A 23,611-nucleotide genomic window follows, 5' to 3' on the forward strand; every position below is an offset into this window, starting at 1 on the left:
TAGTCAGTCACTTTTTAGCGACAAGAAATATCTTACCACGTTCACTTCAAAATAGTCAACATATTTTTTCATTTCATAATGTTGTTAACCACTCCGCGAAGGAACTTTCTTATAATAACACCCCATATGAAACACTGCAATATGTAAAACCTTCCAATTTCTTTTAACCCGTGTACATAAAAACCTGCTTAATTGATGGATTAAGCAGGTTACTTTTATTTAAATAATTATCCATGATAGTTGTCTTTCTTATACGACAGAATTGAAGATTCACCTTTTTCATACATCCCAAGCAATTTTTGAGTCACTCTCATATTAGGAACAATGCGAAATACTAGAACCGCTGAAACGATGCTAATAAATGCCCCTGCCACGATATCAGCTGGATAATGAACTCCTGCCCCAATACGAGATATACCAACTAGAAATGCAAGAAGCACCCAGATTAACCCTTTACCACCTCTAAATAACAAGAATGTCGTACAAAATGAAAAAAACAAAATAGTATGGTCACTTGGAAATGAGTTATCCACAGCTTTTTCTATTAACTGATTTACATTAGACAATTCAGCAAAAGGCTGACTATTGGAATGAAATGTTCCTGCTAATTTCCCAGCTATCTCAGCTATAACAAATGTGATCGAACCGCAAATAATCATAATCCGATTCTGCTTCAATCTAGTAAACCAGAAAATAATAATCGCTAATGCTAAGAAAATCACTGTATATTCCGCAACAAATACAAATACAGGATTAATAAATGTATGTTCTTTCCCTACATCATTTATTAATCTAAATAATTTCTCATTCATATACTCCCCCCTTGAACTTCTGCTAAAAGGAGTATATGACAATCATAATGATTTCTAAATTTCTTTTCCTTACACTTACCTTACATTTTTGTAAGATTTTATATAATTAAACCTGTAACCTATTCTTTTTAAAGAAGAAGAACATAGACTAATACATTACTTTTATCGTTATGAATATTTTTCTTCATTCTCACATACTGTTGAAGGAATGGAAAGGAGAATCACATCCTATGGCGAACGAAGAAGTTATTAAACAGGTTGAAAGCATTGCTCATCCAAAGGTACGTAATATTGTGAGAATTTGTGTGGAACAAGGCTGTCGGTTTAAACCACATCCCAGTAATCCTAATTTAGTTAATTTGTTTGATCCTGCCAGAAGGAAAAATATTATCGGAGATATTAACCTAACCAGTCCGAGAGGCTATTTTACACTTGAAGTGGAGAATGGACGTTTTAAGTCCTTTAGAAATGAAGTAATTGGATTAGACATAGATAAAGCTGAATTTGAGGATAACGTGCTTAAGAGACTAAAGAGGTAAAAAATAAACGGAGTTTTTCCGGTTAGTTACTGAATGAAGCTCGTTTCGGGCTAATTAAGGGGAGTTTTTCCGCTTATGAATAGCAAACTCCCCCATTATCACGTTTTTCGAACCCAATAAGCGGAATCTCTCCACCTGTTTAAGCTGATTTTAATCATAATTAATAATTAATCGGAATTTTTCCGTCTATTTACCATCCCATGGGTCCTTAGTCCCTAAGTCTTATTCTCCAAGCGTTTTTCCATAAACTTCGTTTCAAATTCACTCACAGGTAATGGTTTGCTGAAAAAATACCCTTGTGCCTCTTGGCACCCTTGTTCTAAAAGAAAGGAGATTTGTTCTTGTGTTTCAACACCCTCAGCTTTTATTTGAAGTTTTAATAGATGCGCCATTACAATTATGGTCCGGACAAGAGTATTACTGTTTATGTCACTAGGACATTCTTGAATAAAAGATTGATCTATTTTCAATTTATCGATTGGCAGCCTTTTCAGGTAATTTAAGGAACTATACCCCGTACCAAAATCATCAATACTAATCTTAACGCCAATTTTCTTTAATTCTAAAAGAGTGGATATGGATTCTTCTACATTCATGGTAATACTTTCTGTAATCTCTAGTTCTAAATATTTTGGTTCTAATTCTGCATCAGCTAAAGCTGATTGTACGATTTCAACCAATTTTGAAAGAAAGAATTGTTTAGCTGAGATATTTACAGAAACCGTAATAGGTGGATAACCAGCCTTTTGCCATTTTTTATTTTCCATGCATGCTGTACGAATCGCCCATTCTCCCATCGGAATAATCAACCCGGTCTCCTCCGCTATAGGTATAAAGGCTGCTGGTGGAATAATGCCTTTCTCAGGGTGTCTCCACCTCATAAGAGCTTCGGCTCCACAAAGCTCATTATTTCTTATATTAAATTGCGGCTGATAATATAATTCCAATTGATCTTGTTCAAGTGCTTTTCGCAGGCTTACTTCCAATTCCAATTCATACTGAGCTTTTTTATTTAACTCATCATTAAAGAATTGGAAATTATTCTTGCCTAAGCTTTTTGCATGATACATCGCTAAATCTGCATTTTTGATCAGTGTTCCAAAGCTTTCTCCATGATTAGGGAAAACTGTAATTCCTATACTTGGTGTAACCATAAATTCATGATGATAGAAGATAAAAGGAACAGACAAACTTGAGATAATTTGCTCTGCTACCTCACCCGCTCTTTGTTCGTTCGAATTAGGAAGTAGAATCGAAAATTCGTCCCCGCCGTACCTTGAAATAATATCATTTGGATTAACACAACCTTTTAATCTTTCTGCAAATTCAACTAAAACTTTATCCCCTATTTCATGACCCATCGTATCATTTATGGCCTTAAAACGATCCAAATCCATAAACAGCAACGCAAATCTCTGATTATTTTGTTTTGAAAAATTAACAGTTTCATTTAGTTTCTCACGTAACAAATATCTATTAGGCAAATCTGTTAATTGATCATGATAGGCCATGTGCTTAATCATTTTTTCGTTATTTTTCCTTTCCGTTATATCGATTAGGGTCCCAATGATAGCGTCCCGGCCATTATAGTTTATTTTTGAACCAAACAATTCCACTGTTAAAACACTTTTATCCTTACGTACTGCGCGATATTCGTATGTAACCGAACCCAATTCATTCTTAACACGTTTTTGGATATTTTCATTAACAAGGTGCAGATCTTCATGAAAAATAAATTCGTTAATCCCCATACCGTATAACTCATCAAAACGATAACCTGACATTTCACATAGCCTTGGGTTAACATAAACAATTTTTCCATCTTGAATAATATAAACTCCTACTAAAGAGTTTTCTATTAGGCTTCTATATTTGGCTTCGGCTTCAACTAAATCTATTTGAGCTTTCTTATGCTCCGTAATATCTTTTATAATTGTATAGACACCAGTAATTTTCTCGTTCACATAAATAGGTATATTTGTTACACCAATATCTCTTTGAAACCCCTCTTTATCGAAAATAGAACATTCATAGGCTGTTGCCTTACCATCTAGTGCTTGGCTAAAATGACCCATTACTCTGTCCAAATCTTGAGGCAGAAGAAATTCTGCAAAGGGTTTTTGAAGTAACTCATCTTGACTAAACCCATATGCTGACACAGCTTTGTTTGCGCTGATAAACTTTCCCTCCGTATCAAAAATAATCACAGCATCAGGATTTTGTTCATAGAGAGATTTATAATACTGCTCATTTAATTGATATTGATTATAATTTCTTGAGAATTTACGAATATAGGAAGCATAGATAACAATAGTACCAATGATTAATCCTATCCCGATTCCAAGAACCAAACCTAAGGTTATTTCCTCCATATTCCGCAAAGCCTCCAAGTTACATTTATTAATACTATTTCCCAAAATACAACTAATAAAAGACATGAGTTCAGAAATAAAAAATAGCCTGCCCCATACGGGATAGGCTAATTTAACTTTATCAATGCGAATGGGGATGACGCCGATGAAACCTGCCATGCTCGATCGTCCACACCTTTTTCGCAGAAAAACTGAACATTTCCACACTTATAAAATCGGTGAAAGTAATCTAGATACCGATTCTTTAAGTCGTACCTCCAAGGAACGTTTTTGATATCCCTCATACGTTAACAGCATCGATACCTTTATATCTTCTTTAAACGTTTCGGTTAGTTTTCTAGACACACCTTCATCATATAAAAAAGCATTTACTTCGAAATTAAGTTTAAAGCTTCGATAGTCAATATTCGCTGTCCCTACAGATGAAATTTCTTCATCGACCACCAGCATTTTTGCATGGATAAAGCCGTTCCGATAAATATATACCTTTGCGCCAACTTTTAATAATTCACTTACATGCGAAAGAGTTGCCCAATACACAAATAAATGATCAGGTTTATCTGGAATCATAATATTGACTTCAACTCCAGATAAACAGGCAATTCTAAGGACATCCAACAAACTGGAATCAGGAATAAAATATGGTGTTTGGATGTATATTGACTTTTTGGCGGACATAATCATTTTTATATAGCCATTTTTAATTTGTTGGAACTCTGAATCAGGACCACTTGTTACGATTTGAATTCCGATTTTCCCATGAGCTACATCTTCGGGATACAGATTAGGAACATAGTCCACATCTTGATCATCTGAGGCTTGATTCCAATCCAGGATGAAACGGGTCTGAAGAGCATACACCGCAGTACCTTGAATCCGTAAATGGGTATCCCGCCAATAACCAAATTTTTTATTTAGTCCTAGATATTCATCTCCAACGTTAAAGCCGCCTACATAACCAATTTTCCCATCAATAATTACCAGCTTCCGGTGATTGCGATAATTCATTCTTAGATTAATGAATCGAAATTTAGATGGGAAGAAGACTTCGACTTGACCTCCAGCTTTCCGAAATTCTCTAAATGATCTCTTCGGCAAGCTTCGCGAACCTAATTCATCATAAAGGATCCGCACCTTGACGCCCTGCCTTGCTTTTGCAGTTAAAGCTTCAATCAGTTTTTTTCCTAAATGATCATTTTTAATAATGTAATATTGGATATGAATATAATTCCTGGCTTTTTTAATATCTTTAAATAACTGATCAAATTTTTCTTTACCATCCGTAAAAATTTCAACACTATTATCTTCTGTCAAGATAGCTTGATTGTTAATCATATGCATGTATATCAAATCATGATTATTCCTTGTTACATCATTCCGGTAATAGAATTGATTTAAACGAAATTTGGTCAATTGTGTCTCTAACGCTTTTTCAAAACCTGTCTTTTTAAGATCATCCCAATGGAAAAGCCGTTTTCGACTTAAATTTTGCCCCAATAATAGATACATTAAAAATCCCAAAATCGGAATGAAAAATAGTACTAACAGCCAGGCCCATGTAGAACCAACGTCTCTTCTTTCTTGAAAAATGACAATGAGGGCCAACATGATATTCAAAACCAATAAAAAGCCTAATAAAATAGACGTAATATTCATGGCAAAAACCCTCTCATCCGACATAAAATATACTTAGTCAATTTAGATTTACCCGCAGTTTATTCTAGTATCTTCTTCTTTTTCTATGCCATCCAATGTAGACAATTAGGAGAATGGCAAAAAACAAAATAAAATAATTAGAAAAATGATCGATTCTTTCCACAATAACTTCCCAATTTTCTCCTACACTAGCACCTAGATTAATTAATAAAGTATTCCAAATAATAGTACCCAAAGTTGTGAAGCTTATGAACAACCAAAAATTCATCTTTGCCATTCCTGCAGGGATTGAAATCAAACTTCGGATGAGGGGAATGAACCGGCAGAAAAAGACTGTCCATATCCCATATTTATCAAACCAAGTATCTGCTCGATATAGATCCCCCACTGTTATTCGGAGATATCGCCCACATCGCTCAATTATTGCTTCTAATTTATTTACGTTTACTATTGCTCCGAGTTGGTAAAGGATAACCGCTCCAAACACAGAACCTAATGTAGAGACAGTAATAACTCCTGGAAGTGTAAGATTGGTATGAGCTGTCATATACCCGCCAAAGGTAAGAATTACTTCGGACGGAATGGGCGGGAATATATTTTCAAGTGCAATAAGGAGAAACACTCCCCAATACCCATACTGTCCAATGAATTCTCTAATCCATATATCCATAATACCCTCCACCTAATAGTAAATTGCTATTATTCATATACGATTTGTAATCATAAAAGTTTCAAATGGGACATCTACTTCTACTTACTATATTTTTAGAAGGAAAAATTAAAACCAAATTCAACGAAAAAAAGCATTTGAATTTCAAATGCTTACCATCGATATATTCAAAGAAACGATCATTATTTACTGTTTGTTAAAGGAGTTTTAATGCTTCACTAATGGCTACTTCCCCGGAAACGAGATCAAAAGACTGGTAGTAGGTATTTTCTTCTGTTAGAGAATGAATAATCGTTGCTGCAACATCTTCACGCGGTATCCTCCCACTTGGTATATCCTCCGCTGCCATAATCATGCCCGTACCTGGCTCACTCAAAAGCCCGCCAGGACGTATAATGGTATATGTTAATTCACTTTGTTCGAGCATTTTGTCAGCATAGTATTTTGCCGCATAATAAGGAAGCATACTTTCATGCCAATTCTCTCTTCTATGAGCTTGAATGGCACTAACCATGATAAAGCGTTTAATCCCAACTATTTCTGCTGCTTCGATTGTTTTTACAGCACCATCTAAATCGATAAGAAGCGTTTTATCATAACCGGTATGCGCACCCGACCCCGCAGTGAATACAATCGCATTGCAGCCTCTTGCGGCCTGAGCTATATCTTCGACACTTTGTTCCAAACAAGCTACTGCTACTTCTAAATTCATTTTTTTAAAAGCCTCAGCTTGTTCTTCCCTTCTAACCATCGCTTTAACTGTATGTTCTTTACTGTCTCTAAGTTGATTGACCAGCAGTTTACCAACCTGGCCATTAGCTCCAACTACCAATACGTTCATGTTGTTAGCTCCTTATTTGTTTATCAGTATTATTTCATTGCGGGAATAACTTATGCAAATCCCTATAATAAGAGAGTGAATTGCCAAGTAGTCCTTTATATTACATCTAAAAAAACTGCACCAGAAAGATGCAGTCTTTGCCTAATGTCTATTCTTTTTTCTCTGGGATAATACAGTTTCCATCTACACAGCTTGCATCTTCTGCACTTACAGTAGACAAGTCCTGCAGAACTGGGGCTGGATTTTCTTCATCCCATACCTTTTGAAGTGCTCCTGCAAAAGTTGAAGTTGGCTGGGCACCGGAGATAGCATATTTTTGATTAAGAATAAAAAACGGTACACCTGTAATTTGGTACTGCGCTGCAATTGATTGATCAATTCTAACATCATTTGCAAATGCTTTTTCATCTTGAAGAACCTTCAATGACTCTTCACGATTTAGTCCTGAATCTTTGGCAATCTCAGCTAACGTTTCTAGGTCACCTATATTCTTAGATTCAGTAAAATATGCATACAGCAGTTTTTCAGTTAATACTGCTTCTTTTCCTTCAGATTTAGCAAACTTTGCCAAGCGGTGGGCATTAAACGTATTTGTGGGCTTCATTTCATCAAAATTAAACGTCAGGCCGATTGCAGCCGCTTGCTGACCAACATTTTGGTTGGCTTGCTTTGCTTGTTCAATACTCATCCCATATTTTGATGCTAAAGTTTCATGAATACTTTTGCCACTATATTCAGGAGAGTTAGGATCTAGCTCAAAGCTTTTGAATTCTATTTCAACACTGTCTCTATGTGGAAATTGAGCAAGCGCCTCCTCTAAACGACGTTTTCCTATATAACAAAACGGACAAACATAATCAGACCATACTTCAATTTTCATCTTCACACCTCTTCTTGTTCATTTCCTTCTTATAGTATCACAGCAATGGTTAAAAACTGCTCAATCATGCCTGCAATTGTTAAAAAGCCACCGGGATTTCGGCGGCATTTTCATCTCATTATTGTTTAAATTCAGGTTCTTTACCCGTTAGCCAGCCCTCAAGGTATTCCTTCGCTTCTGGACCAAGTTCTTTTCTAAATACAGAAATGAAGTCGCTGCTAGAAGCATTTTTATACTGATATTCTTTAAAATAAGTCTGAAGTAATTTATCCATTTTCTCTTTTCCTATTTCTTTTTCAAGATTTTCCAACATCAATGCGCCTTTTTGGTAAACAAGCTGTGAATAGGAACCGATACTGGTAAATTTATCGACAGGACTCCCGATAAATATCCCCTTTTTTTCATCCCTCTCGGTTCCTGCAGTCATTTCCTTTCTCATTTCAATATTCATAGCACTGCGCTCTGGAAATTCCTCTAACATAAATCTTGTAGAAGCATAGGTTGCCAGAGCCTCATCAAGCCATGGCTCCTTCACTTCGTCATTTCCAACCATTCCATACCACCATTGATGTGCTGTTTCGTGAACCACCGAGCTAACCTCTGTTTCATTCGTCTCTAGGATGTTTTTAGGAAGATAAATTAATCCTGGGAATTCCATCGCTGTAAACATACCAGTTCGAACGATATCATATTCCGGATAAGGGTATGGCCCATAAACTTTACTAAAATAAGCTAATGATTTTATCCCTGCTTCATGGTTTTGCTTTGCTGCCTCATGGCTATCACTTGCTAGGTACCAAGTATTAACAGTTGTCTCACCGACTCGGTCTGAAAACTTTTGGTAGTTTTCATCCATAATCACCATTGCAAAGTCACGTACATTACCAATTGTAGTAGAATAGCTCAGGGTTCCATCTTGTTCCTTAGTTGCTTCTTCTTCCTTACCGGTACTTGCAATCTGATATGCTCCCGGTACGTTTACCTCGACCGTATAGTTACCAATTTGACTATAAAACGGGTCTCCCATTGAATAATAGGGATCTGTTACCCAGCCTCTCTTATCATATACCGCTTGAATAGGAAGCCAATTTCCCAGCCATATCGCATTGTCATCATAAGCAAAACGACCATTATTTTTCGGAACCTTCATAGTGAAATTCATTTCAAGATTAATAACTTCACCCTTTTTCCATTGATCCAATTGTATTTCAAGGATAGTATCTGAAATTTTAAAATTCCCCTTATTTCCATTTACCTGAACGTCGGACACTTCCATCGTTCCAGGTTCAGAATTTCCATCAATGATTTGACGCCAAAATCCACCTAATAAATCTACACCTTCTCTAAATTGGTTCGGATATACATGAAAATAAATTTTATCCTGATTTTTCCCTGTTTGGTTGACAGCTTTTACTTTAAGAGCACCTGTCAGCATCTTGTCCTCCACATTAACATTCACGGAAGATTCGTATTCTGTCGGGATAAATTTAGATTCTTGCGGCTTACTAACACTTTTATTTGTTCCAGCAGTCTCTTTAGATTGGTTCTCTTTACACCCTGCAAACAGTAATGCAAGCACTATCAAAAAAGCAGTGAGCCAATAACTTCTCCTCTTCCTTTTTTCCCCTTTGTTCATAGTGACCTCCTAATTATGTAATTTCCATTCGATTTTTAGACGATATTTTACAGCAAGAGTTTCAATTTATAAAAACTTTTACTCAAATAAATATCCCCTGCCGACACTGGCAGGGGAACAATCAATTAAATATCATATTTGCTTGTCTTTCTAAATACTAGAAAGACATAGGATAGAACTGCACCACATGAGGCGATAACAATGACGAGGCTCATTGGGATAGCTGTTTCCCCGCCTCCAATTCCAACTAAAGGGGAGGTTAAACCACCAAATACATATGAAAGAACACCAAGAAGCGCAGAGGCACTGCCTGCATTTTTACCTTGTTTTTGCATGGCAAGTGAGAATCCTGCAGTATTTACGACCCCAACACTAGATACCACAAATAATAATGGTATTAATATCACCCATAATTTTGCTTGGAGAAGTATAAGAAGGAATAAGGAGATACTTCCAAAAAAGGACATACCTAATCCAAAGATTAATAGTTTTACCTCCTGTACTTTCCCTGCTAATCTACCCGTAGTTTGGCTGGCAATCATGATACCGAGCCCATTGATAGCAAAAATAAGACTGAAAACTTGTGGAGAAGCACCGTAAATGTTTTGGACCACAAAGGGAGAGCCAGATATGTATGCAAACATTGTACCAGAAATAAGTCCTTGAGAAATTGCAAATCCCATGAAACTGCGGTCAACGAAAAGATTACGAAATGTCAGAAAGGTGTTTTTAATCCCGCCGCGTAAACGTTTTTCTACTGGAAGTGTTTCCGATAGACCTAAAAAGACGGCTATGAACATAATAAAACCTATAAACCCTAAGACAATAAAAACACCTTGCCATGGAACAAACCTAAGAAGCTGAGCACCAGCTATTGGAGCTAAAATGGGGGCAGCCCCATTTACTAAAGAAAGGAGCGCAAAGAATTTGGTCAATTCCGTTCCCGAATATAAATCGCGGACAATCGCCCTTGAGATGACAATGCCAGCAGCACCAGCCAGCCCTTGAATAAAACGCAGCAGAATAAATGTCCAAATGGAAGGACTAAATACACATAATAGCGAAACGACAAAATAAATAGTTAACCCAAGTAAAAGTGGTTTTTTCCTCCCGCGAATATCACTAATCGGACCTGCAAACAACTGCCCCAATGATAATCCTATTAAAAAAAAGGTTAAGCTTAATTGTATAGAGGATGCACTGGTTTGAAAGTAATCTGCTAAAATAGGTAAGGCTGGCAGATACATATCAATGGACAAGGGGGCAAAAGCTGCTAATGAACCCAATACAACAGCAACCCATAATCGTTTGGACCGAGATAATGTCCCTGGGTTATCCATTGAACCTCCTAATGATGTACCCAAATTTGATTCATTCCCTTCATAAAATACTTGCAATATTGTTACTATATATCAAATGGGATAACTTAGAAACAATTTCCCCACTTTTCTAACAACCTTTGGACATATAAGAGTTTGCTACAAGAAAGGATTTTCACACTAAAGATAGAATATTAAAAATGAACCTGTTATTTTTTCGAAAAATTCAAAATAATATATATAAGAGGTGTTCTCAAATGAAAGAATGGACAAAAGAAATAGAAATAGATGCTCCTATTGAAGTAATTTGGGCATTATTTGATGGTACTTTAGAAAATATGCAAAAAATTATGCCGCAGGTTGTTGAGAATACACCGGTGAAGGTGACAGAAGAAGGTATAGGCAGTATCTATCGTCAGAAGTATAAAGAAGGCAAACGGATTATGGAGTATGATGTCGAAACATTAGAATATCAGGACACACCTGAATTTAAGAAAATGAAGGTCGGATTTAACTTAGCTAATTATTTTGAAATCACAGCTGGCTATGAGTTAACAAAATTAAATGATCATCAAACACACTTCAAGTACACAACTTCAAATAAACCACTTAAGACAATTTTTAAATTATTTTTATGGTTTGCAGGTGATAAGACAGTAGTGAAATTTGTTGAAAAAGTAAAAGAGGTCGCCGAGGAAAAAGCTTTAGTCAAATAAAGAAAGGAGCCTCGAATGGTAGATTATCGTTTCTCACATCGATTAAAGGTGCGTTATTCGGAAATTGATGGTCAAAAGATTGTTTTTAACTCACATTACTTAACATATATAGATGTTGCCGTCACAGAGTATTTCCAGCAGTTTCTTCATCATGATGAGGAGTTTGATTTCGTTCTTGCAAAGTCGACAATCGATTATAAACGGCCCGCATTCTTACATGATTGGCTCACCATTTGGTGCAGAATGGAAAGAGTCGGAAACAAAAGCATGACAATGAAGTTTATGATTACGAGAGAAGATGAAATCGAGCCTGTTCTCCTAGCAGAGGTCATTTATGTAAGTGTAAATCACCAAACCATGGAACCCTGTCCTGTTCCTGATTTTGTAAGAGAACGAATCGAACAATTTGAACTCGAGTATAAGTAAGGACCATAATTCTCCAGTTAGTTTTTCTTGGAGAATTTTTTTATTGGACAACCTTATGACAAAATACCCATAGATTTACAATAATGCATGGATTAAACATATCTTGTTGGAGATAATAACCTCGATTACCTAGAAAGGATGGGATGTTAATGTCGTTAGAATGGTTTGACAGAGTTTGCGGCGAACTTCAGGATCACCTAGAATCTATATGTGAAGAGTATGATCAGGTTGGTCAAATGTCCATTGAGAGAGCTGCCAAACATCCGAGGATCGAATTTTTTGTAGAAACAGAAGATGTGAATACAGAAGAAATCGATAGAGACTATTTTTGCACATTGTTCTTTGATCCTCAGAACGAAGAATTTTACATCGATACCTTTGATGTTGACAGTGGGCATACAGCTAAAGTCATCCTTTCGGACATAGAAGATATAATCGATGAGGTTCATGCAAGCCTTCATGATTATATGAACGATGATGATCATTATACAGATGACGGCGTCTATCTTACATCAGATGAAGTGTATGTTGACGATGAAGACTGTTATGAAATGGCCGATGATGATGGTGTAGAGTATTATGAGGCTGAGCAAGTAAATGAAGATGATATTTTTGAAGAAATTGATGTGGAATGGAACACACCTGAGGTAACGGCCTTTAAACATGAGGATGAAGTCGAAGTAACATATCAATTTGGGGTTGTACCAGAGACAGGTGATGGTGTGCTGAAACGAATTAATCGGATATGGACAACCGATGATGAATTAATCAAAGACGAATCACACTTTATTTTCAGTAAAGAAGAAGCCAGCACCATCATCGCGATGATTGCCAGCCATATGGATCAGTTAAGCGAATTTGATTTTGATGATATGCCATAAGGACAAGAAGAGCGCCCTTGCTATAGGAAAAAATGCAGGACCATTTTTTCTAGGTGCTCAAAGAAAATTCAATAAACAAGGAGCATACCTATTTTGGTACGCTCCTTCATTTAATCAATGGTATAATCAATCTCAATCAAATCCCATGGAGTAATGATGCCCAAAGGGGTCTCGTCCTTTTTACCATTTTCAGTAATGATTACAGCCTCTAATTTCTTTTTTACTTTATGTGATTTTTCGAATATGGTTTCTACATCGAAAATATTCGTGCTCTTTCCAACAAAATCGATAGGATGCTCCTTTTCGTATTTCATAATATCTGAAATATGTGTATCTTCTAGGTTTATAGAACTCCTCACCATATTCTGAGCCATCCATTTAACAATCGCCCCTGCCGTCAATAAGCCCACAAACTCTTTATTCTTGTATATCGGAAACTTCGAATAGTTAAACTGACGAATTGCCTCTGTTACCTTGAGAATACTATCGTTATAATCAAAATAAATAACATTCCTGGTCGCAATCGTCAAAGCGTAATTAGGACGGTTAAATACATGGGCAATTTTTTCTATATGCTCTACAACCTTTGCATTCGGTTCCGCAATATAGTAGCCTACTTCCATTTTTTCATGGACAATAGCGTTACGCAGCTTTGCATATTGTTCAAGATCTTTTTTAAATGTTTCAATAATTTGATATTTCTTAGCTCCAACCTTTACTAATACTACAAATCTATCATCATTAATTTTGACAATATCCTTCATTGCATCATGGACTTGATTAAAGGCCACCTCAAATCGTTCGGATAGTATTGGTCCTTTTTTCACTTGTTTCATCCTAACCCCTGCCATTTTAATTATTTCCTCTTATTATATATTTTTTGTGAATAATTCACTATCCCCATTTTTTATAGAGCATCATAATTTCATCTTTATGGCTAATCCCCTCATCATCGGGAGTTTCTAGCACCAATGGTATATCCTTTATAATCGGTGAGGTAACAATTTCCTTCAGAGACTCTTCTTTAATAATTCCGTTTTCAAAAATATTAGCATGACGATCCTTTTTTGACCCTGACTCATATTTTGAATTGTTTAGGTGAATCATTTTCAGATGTTCAAAGTAGTTTAATTCCTTTCCTTTAGAGAAAAATTCTTTGGTATTTTCACCATTCCAAAGTCCACTAGCAAACATATGACAAGTATCTAGACAAAACCCTATTTTCTCAGGATGATCTGCTAGGTTTCGGATCTGAACTAGTTCTTCAAAGGTGGTTCCAAGAGCGCCTTTTGTTCCAGCATTATTTTCGATTAAAAGCAAACTATCGCCATCCCATTGGCCGAGGACCGAATTGAGCATTTCGAGCATTAAATGATAACTAGCGAGTGGATCACTTTTGCTAATTTGACTGCCGTAATGAACAACTACACCAACTGATCCGCATGAATCCGCTATTTCTAAATCATTTAGTAATGATGCAATGGTTAAATCTTTTTTCTCCCCAGAAGGAGTCAAACTTGTTGAGTATGGTGTATGCGCAACAGAAATTATATTGTGCTCTTGGCAAAACTCTTTACAGCTTGCAGCATCAATTCGGTCAAAATCCTTTATCGATAGGCTTCGCGGGTTCTTAGGGAAATACTGAAATGCCCTTGCCCCGTATAAAGCCGCACTTTTTGCCGCTCCTATGTAGCCATTTCTAATACTCACATGACAACCAAAAATCATCGTATCCCACCGCTTTTTTAGTGTTAGTGTCTGCATCAGCTGTTTAGGCTATTCTTTTTTCGGTGAATGTTGTAAGATAATTCAGGATACTCTCCGAGGGGGAATCAGATGAGAACCATAACATTATCAAATGGAAAAACGGTAGAAGTTGAATGCCTAAGCTGTGCTTTGACTAGCGGGTTGATTGAGCCGGATGGCGGCATAATCATTGAATCTGAGCATTTCCATGCCCATCAGGACGTTGCCTATCCCATTGAAGGGCTGGTCATCCTCGCTTCAAAAAGGCATATTAAATGTTTGGATGAGCTTACCGAAGAAGAAAGAAATGATTACATAAATCTGATGACAATAATTCGAAAAGCGCAGCGAAAAGTACTGGGAATTGACTATGTTTACTATTTTTACAACGAAGATACAACCCACCACTTTCACACCTGGATGGTTCCTCGGTATGAGTGGATGAAAGAATTTGGACGTTCTGTTGAATCCGTTCGGCCTGTATTGCTTCATGCGAGAAATAATCGGAACACAGTTGAAAATAATCAAAAAGTCATGAAAGCTATAGATGACTTAAAAAATGCATTAAAATAGGAAAACAGACAATAGCAAGTCTGTTTTCCTATTTTAGTGACTTGCAATAATTTCTACAATTTTATCCTCAACTTCTTTTCCCTTTTCTTCATCAACCAGGTTATTTAATAAAATTGAAAAAATGCGTGTTTCTCCTTTTTTCGTTTCAACATAACCGGATAAGGAGGTTACAGTTGAGATCGTACCTGTTTTTGCTTTAACGTTTAAGGATTCCAATCTATTTCTCAATGTGCCACCCGCCATTCTGTCGCGTTCACCAGCAACTGGTAAGGCATTCAAGAATGTTGGAAACCATTTTTCTTTTTGGACATTAAATAGAAGTTTCGAAATTTCATTGGCCGGAATTAAGTCTACATGAGAAATTCCTGAACCATCTCTAATCACTACAGTATCTGTATTAACCCCTAATCTAGGCAGTTCGTCATTTATCACTTTCAACCCTATTTCCCAGCTACCCTCACCTTTTCTTACTTTCCCCATTTCCTTAACGAGGATTTCCGCATGGCCGTTATTACTTAGCTTCATAAAAGGAATTAAAAGTTCAGATAAAGGAATAGATGGCCTGTTTATAAGGGTTTTTGCCTCTCTCGGTGTTTCCCCTAATTTAGCAGTTCCCGTAAGCTTGATTCCCTGTTTTTCTAGTTCTTTCTTAAAGAGTGATAAGACGTATTTTGTCGGCTCCCAAATTGCGACCCATTCTTTATTAGGTTTTGTTCCCAATGGTAGAAATCCTTCAACAACGATCGTATTTGAACCATGTTGTCGGTCGATTATTAGATCTGTTTCTCCATCAGGAGATATAGTAGCTGCCTCATTTATAATTTTTACATCTTTTGTTTTGTGTGAGAGTTTAATAATTGCTGGATCTCCTATTTTCGATCCAGGAGATACATTGACCAGAATAGTACCTGAATCAAAATCTTTATCAGGCGAAAGTGTGAGGGCGGAAATTTGTGACCCGTAATACGCGTACTCATCGCTCCAAATTAAGTCTGGAGATAAGCGAACATCGTCGAACCAGCTGTCGTCAGCTATCAGGTCACCCTCAATTTTTTTGATACCGCCGGAATCGGCAATATTCTTAGCCATGCGAGTTAAATCTTTTTTTAACAGTGTCGGATCACCAAATCCTTTTATATACAGATTCCCTTTTAAGATTTTCCCGTCTCTCTTTCCGTCAATCCGAATTTCAGTCTTAAATCGATGCTCCTCTCCTAAGACCGATAAGGCAGCGGCTGAGGTGAGGAGCTTCATATTGGAGGCTGGCCTTAAACGGGTCTCACCATTGTGCTCATATATTATTTCCCCTGTTTTTGCAGAACGGACACTAATGCCTGCAAGACCGCCATTCAAAAGCGGCTCTTCCTGTAATAGCTTATTAATCTCTTCTTTTAATAATTGATGAGATACATTCGCATATGAATATGTAGAAGGCGGTAACAATACCGCCAAAATTAAAAATAATAAAATTCTAATAACACTTTTGTGCATGAGGTTCAATTGATTCCACTTCCAAATTGTTTTTTTATCAGCTATCATTCCCTGAACAACTTATTCTAAAACAATCTGGCATCATATTATTGTTTACTATTTTCACTTAACAAATATTTGCAATAAGGGATAAGGCGTTTGGCAACTTCAAATTCCCTGTTTTTTGAACCAGGTCTCCAATTCACTTCAAATAACCAAATTTTATGGTCAGGATCAATACCTACGTCTATTCCAAGTTCATCAAACGAGTGTTCATACAAGGTGTCAAAATGAGCAGGAAAGGATAGAGCAAAGTCCTCTAGAATGTCCTTAACCTTTGCCGCATTTTCGTCAAATTCATCTTCTAAAAAGGAAGCTAATTCTCCCCGGTAACCGCCGCTGCTAATATTACTGATCATTTTCGCATTTCCACTTATTCGAGGATAAATTAATGTAATTTCCCATTTCCCTTCACCATTTTTTTGAACGTGTAATCTAAAATCATACGTAAGACCATTTTTTGTTTTACATTCAATGAAAGGCTGCAGCAGGAACTTTTGTGCTGTAATAATTGGCCGAAAGAAGGAAATCAATTCTTCTTCATCCAAATACAGAATCGTGAATCCTTCTGTTACTTTATAATGTTCCTCTGTTTTTTCGATAAAGAACACCTTTTTCCCATGATTTCCTGAAAAAGGCTTCACAACAGCTCTGGGCTGATTTATTAAAAATGTTATAATTTCTTCTGAATTGTGAAGAGCTGCGGAGGGGATGAGATAAGAGGCGAATACTTTTGCTTTTTTCACTTTTTTATATACTTTCATTTTGTTACCTACAGGAAAGCTCGTTACCATTGCATATTTTTTTATCTTTTTTAATATCAATCTCTGGTTTTCCGTTTTTGGGTTGCAGCTGTTTATCACTACTGCAGGAAAATCAACTTGTTTCTGAATCCACTTTCCTTCCTCATACATCCAGCCATTTATCTTCATGTTATCAAAGTCCACATTTTTAAATGAAAAGTAAAAAAAGTGCATCCCTTCCATTTTCGCAACGGCTGCAAAGGGATACGCCTTTTTTACATCTGCAGGATTTTTCCGGTAGTGAAGCATACCGATACCTTGCAAATTCATCACATCCCTATGAAGTAATCAAAATGAATGAACGATACTATGAAAATCGATATTTTTCTACAACCCTCCGGTAAGCAGGCTCCATTTTACCAAGTGACATCTTAAATAGGACAACCTTATCCTCCATACCAATTTCAGCTAGTTTGGATTCTAATTGATCGGCATTTACAACGGAGTGAACTTTTTTGGGATCCAATCCTAAGCTTATTGCTTTATCTCCAGTTAACTTTGCTTGGGGACCAACAGTTATTAATTCATCTACTCCTCCGTAAGCCATGATGGTTTCCCCTAATTTGAGGTGTTGATTCTTTAATTGTGATCCAAGACGCTGCATTTTCCCAAGAACAAGAACCTCTTTTTTCCCATTCGATATTTTCTTAAGAACTTCTAATCCTGACACAACGGAGCTCGGATTGCAGCTCCATGTATCGTCAATAACGGTAATTCCTTCTGAGTTATAGAGTTTAGCATGACGCTCCATGGTTTTAAACGTCTTCAATCTATCGATTGCAGATTGAATGGGGATATCTAGTAAGCTTGCTGCTGCGATAGCGGCAAGACTGTTATAAACATTGTGTTCGCCATAGCCTGGAATCACTGCTTCATATTGTGAATCACGAACCTGTAAGGTATATACCATCCTGTCATCTTCATATTGAATATTAGCTGCTCTAAAATCTGCGTCTTGATCCTGGCCAAATGAAAGTACACATCCATTAAAAGAATGTATTGGTAATCTTTTTATATTTGTATTATCAGCATTTATAATTAATGTTCCATTTTCAGGCAGAACTTCTAACATTTCTCCCTTGGCTCTTATATATTTCTCTAATGTTTTACATCCCTCTAGATGGGCTTCACCGATATTGGTAATAATCCCGATGGTTGGTTTAAAATATCTTCCGCTGGATTTAATATTTCCAGGGTAAGCGACCCCCATTTCAAAGACGGCAGCTTCTGTTTTTTCATTAATTCCCATTAAATAGTGCAAGTTTAAATGAAGACCATTTTGACTAAGCAATGTGGAATGAACTTGTAAGTATGGTTTTAAAATATGCCTAATCATATCCTTTGTGGTTGTTTTCCCACATGTTCCTGTTACGCCGATTACCGGAATCGAATAAAGGTTACGGTAATAATCGATAAACTGGTAGTATGCCTTCTTCCCATCATCAACCATTATTACCGATGCCGATTGATCAACTATTTTAAGAATCCCAATATCTTCCGTTACAATGATATACCTCGTTTTTCCCTGTAAAGAGTCAGTATTAATACTTTTTTTATTCAGATGAAAGTAAATAGAATTTTCACCAATGTTTTTTATCATCTTTGCAACTTTATTGATCTCACATTCAGGATTTCCTTGAACTATTTTGCCATTTATCAAGTCAACAATTTCTGCCAGTTTGAGAGTTTTCATACATTTACTCCTCATTAATCTTGGAATCAAAAAGATACCGCGCATAACTAATTGGTGTGATATAGGTTGCTTTCCAAACATCATGCATGTTAGCCTTTCCGAACGTAATTCTTAGGTCACGGCCATTACATTCAATAAACATAGGAAAGCCTTCAGGTGTTAATCCAATATCCAGCCCAACATCTGCTAGGTTAGGGTAATACTTATTTAATTCCGTTACAGCTTTAATCGAAAAGTTCTCAATAGATTGCGAGACGTCCTTAAGATCCCAATCAGAAAATTCGTTTACTAATTCCGCAAGTGACCTGCAGGTGCCGCCTTTTGCAACGTTAGTCACATAGTTTCCTATCTTAGCAACCTTTCCAACCATACCTGTTACCTGCCATTCTCCTGCTCCATTTTTTTGGACAGAAACTCGTAAATCAAAAGGGCTGCCATGAAATTCAGCAAGAGGAATTCTTTCCTGAATAATGTAATGCTTATTTAAAACCTTCTTTCGTATGATTTCTGGCCATTCTGCAGCAAACACCTCTCTCTTCTGGTTGTAACAAACTTCCCAAAGCTCACGATCCTTTTTTTCAACCATCACAACACCGCCGCCTAGACTTCCACTATTCGGCTTAATGATTAATTCTTTATGCTTCTCCATCATTTGTATGAAATTTCCCGAACTTGCCCGTTTCGTTTCAGGTAAGTGGGGCTGTAATTCTTTATTTCTCAGCAGGATTGTATGAACGTCCCATTTTCCATAACGGTTCCAATCATTAAAAATAATAACACCAGATTCCTGTAATTTCTTTAGTTTTAACCTCGATTCACTCTTAAAAAAAAGGCCGCGATTGTGAATGACTTTAGGTATGTTGATTGTTTTCACTTCATATTTTCCCTTATTCCCTCTTACTAACGCATTCATTTGATTATTCTCGAGGGATATATCTTTTAATCGAAAAAAGCAAGGATGAAGCCCAAATTGCATACAGGCCTCTTCATAAAAACTTATTTGTTCAAAGTAGGACACATTAGCTTTAATTCCACTATAAATCAACCCATCTACTAATATACCAAGTGTCGGAGCGTTCATATTCCTAGTCTCCTTTTTCACTAAAATCCGGCTAAAGCTTTCGCATAACGAAAGGGTGTGACGAATAAGCGTTTCCTTAAATGATAATTCTTCACTTTTGCCAGGCTATCATAGCCGTATCTTTTATTAATTTCTAGAATCCATACATGATAATTTCGATCAACAATACAATCAATTGCTACGTCCCCGTAATTCCCTACACATTTATCTAATTCCATACCTACTTTCATACAGTTATCATAGACTTTTGATTGAATTTGCATCGCTTCGTAATGGCCGACTCCAAACAATAACTTAATGGCTTCAATACCCATTAATAGTTTGTCTGTATATTTTAAATTGGTTACAATCTTGTCTTTCTTGGCGACTCTGCCAATCATGCCTTGACATTCCCACTGTTTCAACCCATTTTTTTGCATATATACTCTAAAGTCTACATTTTTATCCCCTATTGTGGTGGATACACCTTGTTGGATAATATACTGCCGATGGATAAACTTCTCTAAAAACTGATTTAAATCAGCAGGTTCACTCATCATTGTTTTTAGATTATTATGATTAACAAAAACATAATTCCCCTCTGCATCCATGGTTACATTAAAGATCCCTCTTCCTCCTTCGCCTTTAGGAGGTTTTAAATAAACTGTCGGATGCTTTCTTAACATCTGACTAAGCTGTTCTAAACCTGTTAACTTCTCCGTTTCAGGAAATAGTTCTTTTATGACTTCATTCCTTGAAGCATATTCCGGCAGTTCCCCCTTACAAAAATAGTAAGAGTTAATCACCCTGTCACCAATTTGTGAAATTAAGTCATTATATCTTACGGTATCAATGGGATGCCGTTTATAAACTACATCAGGATAAGGAAAAGCACCATAAATCCACCGAGTGGCTGCAGTGTCACCTTGTGGATGATAATAATACCCTTCAATGTGTTTCTTTTCGATATTTATTCCTCTTGAAGCACAAACATAAATAATCCCCTTAATACTTAGATACTCGGAAAAACGGCCTTTTAGGCTTTCTAATCTCTTAGGGGTTAATTCACTAGGGTTTAAGTAGGCAACCAAAGCAATAACTGGACCCAATGATAGTACTCGCCCGTTCATGACTAGTTCATAAGGTATATCCTCTGGTATCGTGAGTTCATTGGACATTTGTGGAACTCCTATTGTGTTATCAGGCAATTCGTCATGAACTTTCACTGCCAGCTCTTTAGAGTATCCTCCAATTTTCAAGATAATTCTCTGAGATCCGATTTTATATTGTTCTAACAGTTTCATGGGAATAAGGATTGTGTCTTGATTCTCTTGATATCTTATAAAAACCATTGGTTTTACCCCCGTGTTCTTAGGAACCTAGAAAGTCTGTGTATTATTACATGCTTGGTAAAGGAACATGGAAACGGCATATGACTAGTTTTATGATTAATGACACTTTGTAGAGCGTGAAAAATGACAAAAAAATAAAGCACGGTTCATTACGTGCTTTCAGCCATATTAAACTGAGCTTTCCATTCTAATATTTTCTCTATTGGCAGATGAATGGTAATTGGCTTTTCATCATTTATCCAATTTTCTATGGAAGGAAAATCATATCTGTTACTTACTGCAAGATTGGTATCTTTTGATATTTCTACAGCTCTATTGTCAACGGCTAAAACAAGTGATCTTTTTTTGCATTTTAAAGCTCTAATCCCGCCATGTAAACGAGTTCCAATATAGTCAACTTCATTGTTTAAAAGAAATTGGTCAAAAGCTAAAATTGATGGTGATATGATTTTTACCTTATTACACCCAATTGTTTGCAGATATTGAAAATCATAAATACCTTGTGACCAAAAATAAACTTCACTATAATTTCGTTCTAACATATTGATTAATTTCTTATCCTGTTCAACTTCCTTTTTCCATTCACTTAAAGTAAATAGTACCTTACTAGCCTTTTTCGTTGGAATTTGCTTGCAAAACTCTGGCGTCAATCCCCACATTGTTGGACATGAAGTATTGATAACATTTTGAATGCCAATAGACTTAAGTTGTTTTTCTGTATACGAATCACGAACGGAGTGTAAATGCCTTTTTGAAAGCAGTTGTTTATAAATATTTGCAGTATATTGATTTGGTTTTCCTTGGTACTTTAACCAGCCAACTCCCAATAATATTACTTCTTTTATATGCTTAACATCATTAATATCAATTTTCCAGAGTTTATAAGATTTCATATCTGAGGTTAATAAATTTGTTCCACCTACAAATTTATTATTGCATGTTTTAATCAGTTTATAGGAAGGATTAGAAATGACATCGTGGGTTGGAAATTTGATGAGGTAATCATTTGGGAATAGATCTAGTATAATCCCTTCGACAGCTTCCATTATAATCTGATCACCAAGATTATCACTGCCAATTGATGTATCAAAGAGAGCAATGTTTTTCAAAGAATCACCTTCTTATTTTCTTTACTAAACAGTATATAATTCTAAGCTTAAATCGGAACAACCAATGTCAGGTATGGATAAAATAATTACATCTCTATTTTTTATAACAGATGTACAAACCTATAAAAATATATGCCATACAATATATATAACAAAATGAATTGAGGTGACTAGCAACATGCACATTGTGACAGCATCCAATAATAATTATGCAAAGCATTTAGGGGTAATGTTAACTTCGTTACTAGAGAATGTAAACAAGGATATAGATATTCATATTTATGTTATTGATGGAAATATCTCCAATGAAAATAAGAGTGAATTACAGAAAGTTGTTACAAGGTTTAATATTAAGCTTAATTTTATTATGGTTGATAATGATCTATTTACATCCTTTAAAGTAAACGAGAATCTTGGTTATATCAGCATAGAAACTTATTATCGAGTGATTATCCCGAATATCTTAGGTAATGATGTAACGAAGGCCATATACCTTGATTGTGATCTTATTCTAAGAGATGATATATCAAAACTGTGGGAAGTAAATATTGATAACTATTACCTTGCAGCTGTTGAGGACAAGTACAAGAAAAGGAAAAAAGTATTATCAATACCTAGGACTTCAATTTATTTTAATGCAGGTGTCTTACTAATAAATTTAAAGAAATGGAGGGAAAATAATATACCAAATCAAGTCATTCAATTTATTGAAAATAATCCACAAAAGTTAAAATTAATGGATCAAGATGCGTTAAATGCTATTCTTCATCGAAATTGTCTTAAACTCGATTATACTTGGAATTATGCTACAGGATATTGGAACCAATTTAAGATCGATAACCCGTCCATCATCCATTTTACAGGGCCAAATAAGCCCTGGAATTCAAAAACTAGATATAATCATGAATACTATAAATATCTAAATCTCTCAAAATGGGGCCAAGGAAGTTCTTTATGAGTAAACTTTTTTTTGAATTTCTTTTAATAACTAAAAAAG

General features: G+C 36.0%; 22 protein-coding genes. 6 read left to right on the forward strand and 16 right to left on the reverse strand.

All coding sequences use genetic code 11. From position 1 onward, the window contains the following. Positions 1 to 227 precede the first annotated feature (227 nt). Positions 228 to 812: an undecaprenyl-diphosphatase gene (locus SFC47_RS18785; protein WP_411255877.1), complete on the reverse strand. Its 585-nt coding sequence runs from the start codon at positions 810 to 812 to the stop codon at positions 228 to 230. Positions 813 to 1,042: 230 nt separating this feature from the next. Between SFC47_RS18785 and SFC47_RS18790 the strand changes: the two genes are divergently transcribed. Next, positions 1,043 to 1,351, forward strand: a complete 309-nt coding sequence (locus SFC47_RS18790) for a hypothetical protein (protein ID WP_411255878.1) — start codon at positions 1,043 to 1,045, stop codon at positions 1,349 to 1,351. A gap of 215 nt (positions 1,352 to 1,566) precedes the next feature. On the opposite strand, the gene SFC47_RS18795 is transcribed toward SFC47_RS18790, so the two are convergent. From SFC47_RS18795 to SFC47_RS18825, 7 genes are all read right to left on the reverse strand, one after another. Further along, positions 1,567 to 3,723, reverse strand: a complete 2,157-nt coding sequence (locus tag SFC47_RS18795; RefSeq protein ID WP_411255879.1) for a sensor domain-containing protein — start codon at positions 3,721 to 3,723, stop codon at positions 1,567 to 1,569. Between the two features lie 207 nt (positions 3,724 to 3,930). Beyond that, complete coding sequence (gene cls / locus SFC47_RS18800; RefSeq protein WP_411255880.1) at positions 3,931 to 5,379, reverse strand: cardiolipin synthase; 1,449 nt, start codon at positions 5,377 to 5,379, stop codon at positions 3,931 to 3,933. Between the two features lie 64 nt (positions 5,380 to 5,443). Next, entirely contained in the window at positions 5,444 to 6,049 is a 606-nt protein-coding gene (locus tag SFC47_RS18805; protein WP_411255881.1) for a DedA family protein, read from the reverse strand. 196 nt (positions 6,050 to 6,245) lie between these two features. After that, complete coding sequence (locus tag SFC47_RS18810) at positions 6,246 to 6,890, reverse strand: SDR family oxidoreductase (protein ID WP_411255883.1); 645 nt, start codon at positions 6,888 to 6,890, stop codon at positions 6,246 to 6,248. Positions 6,891 to 7,038: 148 nt separating this feature from the next. After that, positions 7,039 to 7,770, reverse strand: a complete 732-nt coding sequence (locus SFC47_RS18815; protein ID WP_411255884.1) for a DsbA family oxidoreductase — start codon at positions 7,768 to 7,770, stop codon at positions 7,039 to 7,041. Between the two features lie 118 nt (positions 7,771 to 7,888). Beyond that, positions 7,889 to 9,406, reverse strand: coding sequence for a M1 family metallopeptidase (locus SFC47_RS18820; protein ID WP_411255886.1), 1,518 nt, complete (start codon positions 9,404 to 9,406; stop codon positions 7,889 to 7,891). 125 nt (positions 9,407 to 9,531) lie between these two features. Next, complete coding sequence (locus SFC47_RS18825) at positions 9,532 to 10,746, reverse strand: multidrug effflux MFS transporter (protein WP_411255888.1); 1,215 nt, start codon at positions 10,744 to 10,746, stop codon at positions 9,532 to 9,534. A 236-nt stretch (positions 10,747 to 10,982) separates the two neighbouring features. On the opposite strand from SFC47_RS18825, the gene SFC47_RS18830 reads away from it, so the two are divergent. The 3 genes from SFC47_RS18830 (at position 10,983) to SFC47_RS18840 (ending at position 12,748) form a co-directional block, all read left to right on the forward strand. Beyond that, positions 10,983 to 11,441 (forward strand): SRPBCC family protein, encoded by a 459-nt coding sequence (locus SFC47_RS18830; RefSeq protein WP_411255890.1) that lies wholly within the window; start codon positions 10,983 to 10,985, stop codon positions 11,439 to 11,441. Between the two features lie 15 nt (positions 11,442 to 11,456). After that, positions 11,457 to 11,867 (forward strand): acyl-CoA thioesterase, encoded by a 411-nt coding sequence (locus tag SFC47_RS18835; RefSeq protein WP_411255891.1) that lies wholly within the window; start codon positions 11,457 to 11,459, stop codon positions 11,865 to 11,867. A gap of 149 nt (positions 11,868 to 12,016) precedes the next feature. Further along, positions 12,017 to 12,748: a hypothetical protein gene (locus SFC47_RS18840; protein ID WP_411255893.1), complete on the forward strand. Its 732-nt coding sequence runs from the start codon at positions 12,017 to 12,019 to the stop codon at positions 12,746 to 12,748. Positions 12,749 to 12,858: 110 nt separating this feature from the next. On the opposite strand, the gene SFC47_RS18845 is transcribed toward SFC47_RS18840, so the two are convergent. Together SFC47_RS18845 and SFC47_RS18850 are read right to left on the reverse strand one after the other, a co-directional pair. Continuing rightward, positions 12,859 to 13,584 (reverse strand): CBS domain-containing protein, encoded by a 726-nt coding sequence (locus SFC47_RS18845; protein ID WP_411255895.1) that lies wholly within the window; start codon positions 13,582 to 13,584, stop codon positions 12,859 to 12,861. A gap of 58 nt (positions 13,585 to 13,642) precedes the next feature. Continuing rightward, entirely contained in the window at positions 13,643 to 14,512 is an 870-nt protein-coding gene (locus SFC47_RS18850; RefSeq protein WP_411255896.1) for a deoxyribonuclease IV, read from the reverse strand. Between the two features lie 72 nt (positions 14,513 to 14,584). Between SFC47_RS18850 and SFC47_RS18855 the strand changes: the two genes are divergently transcribed. Further along, complete coding sequence (locus SFC47_RS18855; protein WP_411255897.1) at positions 14,585 to 15,067, forward strand: HIT family protein; 483 nt, start codon at positions 14,585 to 14,587, stop codon at positions 15,065 to 15,067. Positions 15,068 to 15,100: 33 nt separating this feature from the next. On the opposite strand, the gene dacB is transcribed toward SFC47_RS18855, so the two are convergent. The 6 genes from dacB to SFC47_RS18885 all read right to left on the reverse strand — a co-directional run bounded on the left by dacB (position 15,101) and on the right by SFC47_RS18885 (position 22,614). Next, positions 15,101 to 16,558 carry a D-alanyl-D-alanine carboxypeptidase/D-alanyl-D-alanine endopeptidase gene (gene dacB, locus SFC47_RS18860; RefSeq protein WP_411255899.1) on the reverse strand — a complete coding sequence of 486 codons (1,458 nt, stop codon included), beginning with the start codon at positions 16,556 to 16,558 and terminating at the stop codon, positions 15,101 to 15,103. A gap of 86 nt (positions 16,559 to 16,644) precedes the next feature. Then, positions 16,645 to 17,670, reverse strand: coding sequence for a YheC/YheD family protein (locus tag SFC47_RS18865; RefSeq protein ID WP_411256075.1), 1,026 nt, complete (start codon positions 17,668 to 17,670; stop codon positions 16,645 to 16,647). 37 nt (positions 17,671 to 17,707) lie between these two features. Then, positions 17,708 to 19,093, reverse strand: coding sequence for a Mur ligase family protein (locus SFC47_RS18870; protein ID WP_411255900.1), 1,386 nt, complete (start codon positions 19,091 to 19,093; stop codon positions 17,708 to 17,710). 4 nt (positions 19,094 to 19,097) lie between these two features. Beyond that, a complete protein-coding gene (locus tag SFC47_RS18875) occupies positions 19,098 to 20,174 on the reverse strand; it encodes a YheC/YheD family endospore coat-associated protein (RefSeq protein WP_411255901.1) in 1,077 nt (358 codons plus the stop codon). A 20-nt stretch (positions 20,175 to 20,194) separates the two neighbouring features. Continuing rightward, entirely contained in the window at positions 20,195 to 21,505 is a 1,311-nt protein-coding gene (locus SFC47_RS18880) for a YheC/YheD family endospore coat-associated protein (protein ID WP_411255902.1), read from the reverse strand. Positions 21,506 to 21,654: 149 nt separating this feature from the next. Then, positions 21,655 to 22,614: a polysaccharide pyruvyl transferase family protein gene (locus SFC47_RS18885; RefSeq protein WP_411255903.1), complete on the reverse strand. Its 960-nt coding sequence runs from the start codon at positions 22,612 to 22,614 to the stop codon at positions 21,655 to 21,657. 178 nt (positions 22,615 to 22,792) lie between these two features. On the opposite strand from SFC47_RS18885, the gene SFC47_RS18890 reads away from it, so the two are divergent. Continuing rightward, positions 22,793 to 23,572 carry a glycosyltransferase family 8 protein gene (locus SFC47_RS18890; protein ID WP_411255904.1) on the forward strand — a complete coding sequence of 260 codons (780 nt, stop codon included), beginning with the start codon at positions 22,793 to 22,795 and terminating at the stop codon, positions 23,570 to 23,572. Positions 23,573 to 23,611 lie beyond the last annotated feature (39 nt).

The organism is Neobacillus niacini, from assembly GCF_046591715.1.
Taxonomy (GTDB): Bacteria; Bacillota; Bacilli; order Bacillales; family Cytobacillaceae; genus Neobacillus; species Neobacillus niacini_L.

Excerpts from the sequence above, each read along its gene's own strand:
- SFC47_RS18785 (WP_411255877.1), bottom strand. The coding sequence starts at position 812 with ATGAATGAGAAATTATTTAGATTAATAAATGATGTAGGGAAAGAACAT.
- SFC47_RS18790 (WP_411255878.1), top strand. The coding sequence starts at position 1,043 with ATGGCGAACGAAGAAGTTATTAAACAGGTTGAAAGCATTGCTCATCCA.
- SFC47_RS18795 (WP_411255879.1), bottom strand. The coding sequence starts at position 3,723 with ATGGAGGAAATAACCTTAGGTTTGGTTCTTGGAATCGGGATAGGATTA.
- cls (WP_411255880.1), bottom strand. The coding sequence starts at position 5,379 with ATGAATATTACGTCTATTTTATTAGGCTTTTTATTGGTTTTGAATATC.
- SFC47_RS18805 (WP_411255881.1), bottom strand. The coding sequence starts at position 6,049 with ATGGATATATGGATTAGAGAATTCATTGGACAGTATGGGTATTGGGGA.
- SFC47_RS18810 (WP_411255883.1), bottom strand. The coding sequence starts at position 6,890 with ATGAACGTATTGGTAGTTGGAGCTAATGGCCAGGTTGGTAAACTGCTG.
- SFC47_RS18815 (WP_411255884.1), bottom strand. The coding sequence starts at position 7,770 with ATGAAAATTGAAGTATGGTCTGATTATGTTTGTCCGTTTTGTTATATA.
- SFC47_RS18820 (WP_411255886.1), bottom strand. The coding sequence starts at position 9,406 with ATGAACAAAGGGGAAAAAAGGAAGAGGAGAAGTTATTGGCTCACTGCT.
- SFC47_RS18825 (WP_411255888.1), bottom strand. The coding sequence starts at position 10,746 with ATGGATAACCCAGGGACATTATCTCGGTCCAAACGATTATGGGTTGCT.
- SFC47_RS18830 (WP_411255890.1), top strand. The coding sequence starts at position 10,983 with ATGAAAGAATGGACAAAAGAAATAGAAATAGATGCTCCTATTGAAGTA.
- SFC47_RS18835 (WP_411255891.1), top strand. The coding sequence starts at position 11,457 with ATGGTAGATTATCGTTTCTCACATCGATTAAAGGTGCGTTATTCGGAA.
- SFC47_RS18840 (WP_411255893.1), top strand. The coding sequence starts at position 12,017 with ATGTCGTTAGAATGGTTTGACAGAGTTTGCGGCGAACTTCAGGATCAC.
- SFC47_RS18845 (WP_411255895.1), bottom strand. The coding sequence starts at position 13,584 with ATGAAACAAGTGAAAAAAGGACCAATACTATCCGAACGATTTGAGGTG.
- SFC47_RS18850 (WP_411255896.1), bottom strand. The coding sequence starts at position 14,512 with ATGCAGACACTAACACTAAAAAAGCGGTGGGATACGATGATTTTTGGT.
- SFC47_RS18855 (WP_411255897.1), top strand. The coding sequence starts at position 14,585 with ATGAGAACCATAACATTATCAAATGGAAAAACGGTAGAAGTTGAATGC.
- dacB (WP_411255899.1), bottom strand. The coding sequence starts at position 16,558 with ATGCACAAAAGTGTTATTAGAATTTTATTATTTTTAATTTTGGCGGTA.
- SFC47_RS18865 (WP_411256075.1), bottom strand. The coding sequence starts at position 17,670 with ATGAATTTGCAAGGTATCGGTATGCTTCACTACCGGAAAAATCCTGCA.
- SFC47_RS18870 (WP_411255900.1), bottom strand. The coding sequence starts at position 19,093 with ATGAAAACTCTCAAACTGGCAGAAATTGTTGACTTGATAAATGGCAAA.
- SFC47_RS18875 (WP_411255901.1), bottom strand. The coding sequence starts at position 20,174 with ATGAACGCTCCGACACTTGGTATATTAGTAGATGGGTTGATTTATAGT.
- SFC47_RS18880 (WP_411255902.1), bottom strand. The coding sequence starts at position 21,505 with ATGGTTTTTATAAGATATCAAGAGAATCAAGACACAATCCTTATTCCC.
- SFC47_RS18890 (WP_411255904.1), top strand. The coding sequence starts at position 22,793 with ATGCACATTGTGACAGCATCCAATAATAATTATGCAAAGCATTTAGGG.